The 5569-nt window shown below is 70.3% G+C and carries 6 protein-coding genes and 1 pseudogene; 2 read left to right on the top strand and 5 right to left on the bottom strand.

Annotated elements, in window-relative coordinates; genetic code table 11:
* Window positions 1–143: TOBE domain-containing protein (locus FV223_RS18820; protein ID WP_187276179.1), on the top strand; the 143-nt coding region annotated here is incomplete at its 5' end.
* A gap of 250 nt (window positions 144–393) precedes the next feature.
* Window positions 394–2136 carry a GGDEF and EAL domain-containing protein gene (locus FV223_RS18815; RefSeq protein ID WP_147728439.1) on the top strand — a complete coding sequence of 581 codons (1743 nt, stop codon included), beginning with the start codon at window positions 394–396 and terminating at the stop codon, window positions 2134–2136.
* Window positions 2137–2321: 185 nt separating this feature from the next.
* On the opposite strand, the gene nudC is transcribed toward FV223_RS18815, so the two are convergent.
* The 5 genes and pseudogenes from nudC to FV223_RS18790 all read right to left on the bottom strand — a co-directional run.
* Window positions 2322–3233, bottom strand: coding sequence for an NAD(+) diphosphatase (gene nudC, locus FV223_RS18810; RefSeq protein ID WP_147728438.1), 912 nt, complete (start codon window positions 3231–3233; stop codon window positions 2322–2324).
* A gap of 7 nt (window positions 3234–3240) precedes the next feature.
* The gene (locus FV223_RS18805) at window positions 3241–3654 is read right to left on the bottom strand and encodes an HIT domain-containing protein (protein ID WP_147728437.1); all 414 of its coding nucleotides are present in this window, start codon (window positions 3652–3654) and stop codon (window positions 3241–3243) included.
* A gap of 96 nt (window positions 3655–3750) precedes the next feature.
* The gene (locus tag FV223_RS18800) at window positions 3751–4317 is read right to left on the bottom strand and encodes a hypothetical protein (RefSeq protein WP_147728436.1); all 567 of its coding nucleotides are present in this window, start codon (window positions 4315–4317) and stop codon (window positions 3751–3753) included.
* Window positions 4318–4439: 122 nt separating this feature from the next.
* The gene (locus tag FV223_RS18795; protein ID WP_147728435.1) at window positions 4440–5303 is read right to left on the bottom strand and encodes a universal stress protein; all 864 of its coding nucleotides are present in this window, start codon (window positions 5301–5303) and stop codon (window positions 4440–4442) included.
* 83 nt (window positions 5304–5386) lie between these two features.
* A pseudogene (locus tag FV223_RS18790) lies at window positions 5387–5569 on the bottom strand (hypothetical protein); the annotation flags it as partial.

The raw sequence follows: 5569 nt of genomic DNA, 5'->3' as shown, positions 1-5569 counted from the left end.
GCGGGGCGGTGCTCGCGGCCCGCCTGACCGGGGCCGCCGTGCGCGACCTCGACCTCGCGGTCGGCCGCCCCGTCCACGCGGTGATCAAGAGCGTCGCCCTCGATCCCGCCGGGATGGGCGGGCGGCGGGCGATCGAGATTTGAGGCATGGTCTGACTCGGCCCGCTGCAGCCGCAGCAGCCGATTGCTGCGCTCGGAAACGGGCGTTCATGGGCCGTGCGCTCCGAGTGTGTTCGGCGCGGTTTGCGCACCCAAAACCACAGTTCTTCTAGGAGTAAAATCAGCATCCGGTAGTTTTTAATCGATTGGATTGACTGTAACACAAGTTTAATTCGATCCGATTAACGTGACATATTGCTTCTTCGCAATGCGTGGAGTCCATTGAGCTGAAGTGATGACCGACATCGACGCGACCGAGCAAGCATTCGGTTCTCACGACCCCGTCTCGTCGGAGACCGCGTTGGCCGGTGCCGTGGGACTCGCGCGGGCCGCCACGTATGCGTTCATCGCCAACGACGGCACCGGTCGGATCACCTTCGTGAACGAGGCGGCCGAGGCGCTCTTCGGATACGGACCCGGCGCGATGCTGGGCCAAAACGTCGATCTCGTCGTTCCCGAACGGTTTCGCCCCAGCCACGCGGCGGGTTTGGCGCGCATCGCCCGCAACGAGTCCTCCCGGATGGCCGGTCGAACGATCGAGGTCACCGCCAGACGTTGCGACGGCAGCGAGTTTCCGGCCGAGTTCACGTTGTCGATCTGGAGAGACCGCTTCGGCCTCGGCTTCGGGGCGATCATGCGCGACATCTCGGAATGGCGCGCCCGCGACGAGCATCTGGTCAGGCTCGCGCATCACGACACGCTCACCGGATTGCCCAACCGCGCTTCCTTCGAAGAGACGCTCGACGCGAGGCTCGCCGCCGGTCAGGCCACGTGCGTCCTCATGCTCGACCTCGATGGATTCAAGGAGGTGAACGACAGCTGGGGGCACGGCACCGGTGATGCCGTCCTCCAAACCCTCGCCATCCGTCTGCCGGCCTGGCTCGATCAGGATGCGATCGTCGCCAGGTTCGGCGGCGATGAGTTCGCGGTGATGCTGCCGGGCGCCACCGATCCCCTGCAGGTCGCAGCCAGTGCCGCCGCGCTTCTCGACGCCTTCGCGGCACCGTTCTGCGTCTTAGGACATACCTTCCACTTGGGCGCCAGCATCGGAGGCGCCATCAGCCCGACGCAGGGCCTGTCGGCAGGCGAGCTCGTCGGCAATGCGGACTTGGCGCTCTTTCGCGCGAAACAGGACGGCAAGCGTCGCTTCCGCTTGTTTCAGCCCGACATGCGGAGCGCGCTGCTTTCGCGACTGGCGCTGCAGTCGGAGTTGCGCAGGGCGGTCGCGGCTGGTGAGTTCGTGCTCCACTACCAACCGCAGGTGGCTCTGGATACCAGGCGCATCAACGGTGCGGAGGCCCTCCTGCGATGGCAGCACCCCGAACGCGGTCTGCTGTTTCCGGGCGCCTTCCTGTCCCAGCTCGAGGAGCACCCCCTGGCACTCGAGGTCGGACGCTGGATCCTCGACGAAGCCTGCCGGCAGATGGCGGCTTGGCGCGACGCAGGGCTCCCGATCCGGAAAATGGGCGTCAACCTGTTTACCGCCCAGGTCCGGTCGGGGACGCTGACGTCGGATGTCGCCGACGCTCTCCAGCGGCACCGGCTGAGCCCGGAGATGCTGGAGCTGGAAATCACGGAAACGATCTTCCTGAAGGTCGAAGAGCCTGTCCTCCGCCCGTTTCGCGACCTGCATCGTCGCGGCGTCGGCATTTCCTTCGACGATTTCGGCACCGGCTACGCCTCCTTGAGCTCGCTCAAGCGTTTCCCTCTGACCCGCCTTAAGATCGATCGCGGATTCGTCCGGGACCTGATGACCGATCAGCACGATGCGGCGATCGTGCGCTTCATGATCCAGATCGGGAACGACATCGGATTGGACATCATCGCAGAAGGAATCGAGACGTCGGACCAGGAGGCGCGGCTGCTCGAGATGGGCTGCAAGCAGGGTCAGGGATTCCTGTACGCCAAGGCGCTGCCGGCGGCCCGGTTCGAGGATCTTTTCCAAGGTCTCGGGCGCCTTGAGAAGATCGCGAGCTGATCGACGAGCAGGAAACCTGCAAGCGCGTTCGCGGAGCCCGTTCCGATCCGCGTGTCAGGTGGTCTGCCCGCCGCGGCGAGACGGGGGAGATGTCGGGCCGTTCCACTGTTCGCCCGGAAGCGGCCCGGCCAGGAATGACCGATTCCGGGCAGCTGCAGTCTGTGGCAAACGACGGGTTTCGGCCCTCAGGCCCGCCCCTCGACGAAGGCGCGCATCAGCACGTGCGCGATCGCCATCGCCGGTGGGGCGAAGAGGTTGTCCGGGTGGCGCCGCTCCAGCATTGCCAGCACCTCGGCGCGGTCGAACCAGCGGGCGTCGGCGAGCTCGGTCGGGTCGGTGACGATGGTCTCGTCCAGGGCTTCCGCCGTGCAGCCGATCATCAGCGAGGACGGGAACGGCCAGGGCTGCGAGGTGTGATAGCCGACCGCGCCGACCCGCACCCGCGTCTCCTCGTAGGATTCGCGCGCGACCGCGGCCTCGATCGTCTCGCCGGGCTCGAGGAAGCCGGCGAGGCACGAGTACATCCCCTCCTTGAAGTGCGGGCCGCGCCCGAGCAGGCAGCGTTCGCCGCGGCGGATCAGCATGATCACCACCGGGTCGGTGCGCGGGAAGTGATGGGCGGCGCAGGTCGGGCATTCCCGCCGGAAGCCGCCGGCGCGGACCAGGGTCTGCGTGCCGCAATTGGCGCAGAAGCGGTTGCGCGCGTGCCAGCCGAGCATCGACTTCGCGGTGGCGAGCAGGCCGAGCTCGTCCTGCGGCACGGCGCCCTCGGTGGCGATGGTGCGCAGGTCGAGCGTCCGGAAGCCGTCGCCGGCATAGGCCTCGGCCGCCTCCGGCGCCGCCACCGCCGCGAAGATCGGCCGCCCGTCGAGATGCCCGAGGAAGATCCGCTCCTGGGTGATCAGGGGGTTCGCGCGGACGCCGTCCTCGGCCTCCAGGATCGCGCTCCCGCCCCGAAGCACGAGCGCGTCGCCGGCCAGGAGCACCAGCCGGGTGCCCGGCGCGTCGGGGGGCGGCACCGCGTCCTCCGCCTGCTCCGAGGAATGGCGGACGAGCCGGCTCTGCGTGAAGCCCAGGGTGGCGAAGGGGTCGGTCATCGCCACCTCAGGCTGCTGCGAACAGGGCGCCGGCCCGCTCGGCGAGCTGCGCGCGGGCATGGTGCGGATACGGCTTTCGCGCCTCGAAGCCCCAGACCGGGCCGGGCCAGGCCGGGTCCGACAGGAAGCGCCCGACCACGTGGACGTGGAGCTGCGCCACCACGTTGCCGAGCGTCGCGACGTTGACCTTGTCGGGCTTGGCCAGCGCCAGCATCACCCCGGTGGCGAGGTGGACCTCCCGCCACAGGGCGGCGGCATCCTCGGCGGCGAGATCGGTGAGCTCGCTCAAATTAGCCCGGCGCGGCACCAGGATCAGCCACGGGAAGCGGGAATCGTCCATCAGCAGGACGGAGCAGAGGCCGAGGTCGCCGACCGGCACGGTGTCGGCGGCGAGCCGGGAATCGAGAAGGAAATCGGTCATGCCGGGCGATGTAGCGCGGGCGCGCGTCCCGGCGCCATGCCCGCGCTCACGGGCCGCCGGCCCGAACCGGCCGGCGGCGTCGCGCTGTGCGCGATGTCACAGCGTCGGCTCGGTTCCCGCGCGGCCGACCGCGACGAGGTCGGCGTTGACGAGACCGTCGGCGTCGGTGCGCGCGAGCACCACGACGTCGGCGCCGGGCACGAGCAGAGCCCTCTCGCCCGGGGCGATCTGCGCCGTCGGCGTCCCGGGCGGGATGGTGAAGGACTTGCTGCCGCCGTCGTAGACCAGCTCGACCTGCCGCGGCGGATCGAGCGACAGGCCGCCGATCCAGCCCGCGGTGAGCCGCGCGTCGGGGGCCGCGTCCCAGGGCTTGGTGCCGGCCTCGAAGCCGCGCTCGGACGGCGAGTAGATCGCGACCTTGATCGGCTTCGGCTTGCCGTCGGCGCCGGGCACCGAGACGATGCTGACGTAGCTCTCCGGCTTGATGTCGCGGAGGCGGCCTGCGGTCGCGATGAACAGGCGCGTCTTCACGTTCATCAGGACGGTGACGGACCCGCCGACCGCGCGCCGGATCATCAGCGTGTCGGCGTCGCGGGCCTCGACGGTGCCCTGGTAGCGCGCGAAGGATTCCGCGGCCTGCGCCGCAACGGAGGTCGCACCCATCGCGAGCGCGATCAGACAAGCTCGGATCACTGTCGTCAGCCCCTCACTCGACCGGGATGGCCGGCGAGGCGCGAACGTCGGGCGAACGGTCGAGGTTCCCGCTTCGCGCGCGGCACACGCCGTCAGTGCGCCATCAGCATCGGCAGGTCGGCGTGGGCGAGCAGGTGGCTCGTCGGGCCGCCGAAGATCATCTGCCGCAGCCGGCTCTGGGTGTAGGCGCCCTTGATCAGCAGGTCGGAGCCGAACTCCTTCGCCTCGGCGAGGAAGGTCTCGCCCGGCGTCCGGCGCCCGGCGGGAAGCGCCTTGTGGTCGGCGGCCACGCCCTCGCAGGCGAGCGAGCGGGCGAGGTCCTCGGCGCTCGGGCCCGGCACCGTGCCGCCCTCGACGCTGAGCACCAGCACGCGGGAGGCGGCCCGCAGCAGCGGCATCGCGAAGGCGACGGCGCGCGCGGTCTCGGTCGAGCCGTTCCAGGCAACCAGGATCGCGTCGCCGAACCGGGTCGGCGGGGTCGGCGGCGCCACCAGGATCGGGCGGCCGCCCTCGAACAGCGCCGTCTCCAGGGTGGTCATGCGCGGCGTGCCGTCGGCGGCGCCGGGGCGGCCGACGACGGTGGCCGAGAACAGGCGCGCGTACTGCCCGAGGAAGGCGTCGCCCGCCGGCACGTCCTGCCGCCAGCGATAGCGCGCGCCGGCGCCGGCGACGTTCTCGGGAACGCACAGGCCGTCGCGGGCGTGGCGCGGGATGCCAGCCCCGTCCATGAAGGCGACGAAGCGCCCGCCCGCCTCCTCGGCCTCGGCCCGGTCGGCCTCCTCGTCGCGCAGCCAGGTCATGCCGCCGACCATGTCGACGGGCACGTACTCGGCGAGCGCCGGCCGCAGCGACACGCCCTCGATCAGGCTGCCGAAGCGCTGCGCCACCAGGCGGGTCGTCTCCAGCACCGAGGGCAGGGCGTCGTGGAGCGCGATCGGCACCAGCAGGGTCTTCATCGCGTCGCCTCGCTCGGGTTCGCCATCACCGTCGCGACGCTAATGCGGATCGCCGCGGCGGGAAACTCGCAGCCGCCCGGCGCTCACACGGTTTTCGGCCTCGGAAGGGAATGGCGATCGGGATCGAGGCGGGCGCGGGCGAGACGCGTCATCGGGCGCTCGACATGGCGGTGGACGAGCAGGGCCGCCACGACGCTCAGGGCCACCATCGCGCCGAGCGCGACCCAGGGGCCGAGCCACGGCGCGAGGTCGGAGCGCGCGAGCGC

Origin of the sequence: Methylobacterium sp. WL116 (assembly GCF_008039455.1) — a bacterium.
GTDB lineage: Bacteria > Pseudomonadota > Alphaproteobacteria > Rhizobiales > Beijerinckiaceae > Methylobacterium.
This window is presented reverse-complemented; position numbering and strand designations above follow the sequence as displayed.

Coding starts and splice junctions, on each gene's coding strand:
- FV223_RS18815 (WP_147728439.1), top strand. CDS start 394: ATGACCGACATCGACGCGACCGAGCAAGCATTCGGTTCTCACGACCCC.
- nudC (WP_147728438.1), bottom strand. CDS start 3,233: ATGACCGACCCCTTCGCCACCCTGGGCTTCACGCAGAGCCGGCTCGTC.
- FV223_RS18805 (WP_147728437.1), bottom strand. CDS start 3,654: ATGACCGATTTCCTTCTCGATTCCCGGCTCGCCGCCGACACCGTGCCG.
- FV223_RS18800 (WP_147728436.1), bottom strand. CDS start 4,317: ATGGGTGCGACCTCCGTTGCGGCGCAGGCCGCGGAATCCTTCGCGCGC.
- FV223_RS18795 (WP_147728435.1), bottom strand. CDS start 5,303: ATGAAGACCCTGCTGGTGCCGATCGCGCTCCACGACGCCCTGCCCTCG.